The organism is Thomasclavelia sp. (genome assembly GCF_017889095.1).
In the GTDB taxonomy this organism is placed as follows: domain Bacteria; phylum Bacillota_I; class Bacilli_A; order Erysipelotrichales; family Coprobacillaceae; genus Thomasclavelia.
Window position 1 is genome coordinate 1 of the sequence record NZ_JAGHEW010000082.1, and the last position, 2,659, is coordinate 2,659.

Below are 2,659 nucleotides of genomic sequence, written 5' to 3' on the forward strand. Positions count from 1 at the left end.
AGGAATTATCTCTTTCATAATCTTTTTGACCCGCCTGAAGAACAATGTACCATTGTTTATCCCTCCTTCAAAAACAGCGGGCAATATTTAATTATTGCTTATTTATATTTTAACATATTTCGACTTATTAACTGTCTCAAATTGATCTCAAATTATTCTTACTGTTTTTTCAACAAATTAAAAACTGAAGACTAAGCTTCAGTTTATTGCATTGATAATAATTGGGCTGATTTATTTTCAAGATTAATTTTAGCACTTTTGATTTCATCAAATTTAACTTGATCACAAGTTTCGAAATTTACTTTTTTAATTAATTTCTTAAAACTTGATAACTCGCTTTTGATTTCGTTTTTAGTAACTTTATCAAGCGTTTTGCTATGCTTTGATAAAGCCGCTTCAATTTGCATTACTAGTGTTTCGACTTCGTTTTTAAAAACTAATCTTTCTTTTAGCATGCTATCTTGTTGTTCAAACTGTTTTGCTTCATGAATTGCCCGTTCAATATCTGATTCCGACATATTAGAACTATTTTCAATCGTAATACTTTGCATATTACCACTAGCTAAATCTTTAGCCGATACATTAACAATTCCATTAGCATCAATATCAAAAGTTACTTCAATTTGGGGTACTCCACGCATAGCCCGTTTAATTTTCTTTAATTTAAATTTACCTAAACTTTTATTATCTTTCGCTAACGGTCTTTCACCCTGTAAAACATTAATTTCTACCTGAGTTTGGAAATTAGCTGAAGTAGTAAAAATTTGACTATGACTAGTTGGAATCGTAGTATTTCGTTCAATTAATGGCGTTGCTACACCGCCAACTGTTTCCACTGATAAAGTTAATGGGGTAACGTCTAATAACAAGACATCAAAGTTACCAGTAGTACTAACATCACCAGACAATTTTCCGCCTTGAATACTTGCTCCCTGGGCTACACATTCATCAGGATTTAATGATTTACTTGGTTCAATTCCCGTAATTTCTTTGATTTTAGCTTGAACAGCAGGAATTCTAGAAGAACCACCAACTAAAATAATTTTATTTAATTCACTTGGTACTAAACGAGCATCATTTAAGGCATTTTGCATTGGTAAAACAACTCGTTCAACTAAACCTTTAGTTAATTCATTAAATTTATTACGAGTAATTTCTACTTCAAGATTTTTAGGTCCATTGTTTGTATTGGTAATAAATGGCAAATTGACAATCGAAGTAATCATAATTGATAATTCAATTTTAGCTTTTTCTGCTGCTTCGTTAATTCGCTGCATCGCCACCTGATCATTTCTTAAATCAATTCCTTCGGCTTTTTTAAACTCATCTAAAATATAATTAGCCACAACCTGGTTAAAATCATCACCACCCAGATGATTATCACCAGAAGTTGATAATACTTCAATTACGCCATTACCAATTTCGATGATGGAAACATCAAAAGTTCCGCCACCTAAATCAAATACCATTACTTTTTGACCATAACTATTTTCTAAACCATAAGCTAAAGCTGCCGCAGTTGGTTCATTGATAATTCTTTTAACATTCAACCCTGCAATTCTTCCGGCATCTTTGGTTGCCTGACGCTGAGCATCATCAAAATAAGCAGGAACTGTAATTACCGCATCAGTTACTGGTTCATGTAAATAAGCTTCAGCATCGATTTTTAATTTCTGTAAGATCATTGCTGAAATTTCCTGGGGGCTATAACTTTTACCATTTATTTTTTTACGATAATTAGAGCCCATTTCTCTTTTTATCGAAACGATAGTATTGTTAGGATTGGTAACCGCTTGTCTTTTAGCACTTTCACCAACCAACCGTTTTCCATCATTAGTAAAAGCAACCACACTTGGTGTCGTTTTGTTCCCTTGATCATTAGGAATAATAATTGCCTTACCATCTTCCATATATGCCATACAACTATTAGTTGTTCCTAAATCAATTCCAATTACTTTACTCATTTCACATTTCTCCTTTTAACATGTCCGGCCATAACCGCCATAACCACAACAGCAGTTTAATAAACAATTGATCATCATGATACTATAACAGCATTGAATCGGATTACCAAATGGTGAACCATAGGTCTGTTGTCCTTGCTGATACTGTCGTTGACCACCACGAAGCTGCTGTAATAATAAAATATACTGTAAATTACCTGGTTCCATTTGCGCTGCTGTCTGGGCATATTCAACTGCAGTAATGTTATTACCAATTCCATTCATGGCAATTGCGCTATAATAAAACCACATCGCATTTCTAGTTTTAATTTGTTCTAAAATATTTAAAGCTTCCTGATATCTTCTAGCGTTGATAAATCCGGCTACTTCATTAAAAGCACTCTGATCATTTGTATATTGATAACTAGACTGATTGTAGCCATTATAACCCGTACTTTGACTATTACCATAAGTTCGATTAGTAAACCCACGTTTGCGTTCATCCATAATTGTTTTATAGGCAGTTTGTACTTCTTTAAACTTTTCAGTATAAGCAGCCTGATTAGGATTGTTGATATTAGCATCAGGATGATATTTTTTACTTAGCGTTCGATATGCTTTTTTTACTTCATCATCAGTTGCATCTGGTGATATTCCTAATATTTGATACGGGTTCATTACTGTTTACCTTCCAATCGTTTCTGTTTTACCATCAT

General features: G+C 33.1%; 2 protein-coding genes. Both read right to left on the reverse strand.

The genetic code is table 11. The features are described 5' to 3' along the window. Nucleotides 1-203 precede the first annotated feature (203 nt). A complete protein-coding gene (dnaK, locus tag J7M77_RS03595; protein ID WP_296876092.1) occupies nt 204-1,964 on the reverse strand; it encodes a molecular chaperone DnaK in 1,761 nt (586 codons plus the stop codon). Between the two features lie 15 nt (nt 1,965-1,979). Continuing rightward, nucleotides 1,980-2,621: a J domain-containing protein gene (locus J7M77_RS03600; RefSeq protein WP_296876093.1), complete on the reverse strand. Its 642-nt coding sequence runs from the start codon at nt 2,619-2,621 to the stop codon at nt 1,980-1,982. Nucleotides 2,622-2,659 lie beyond the last annotated feature (38 nt).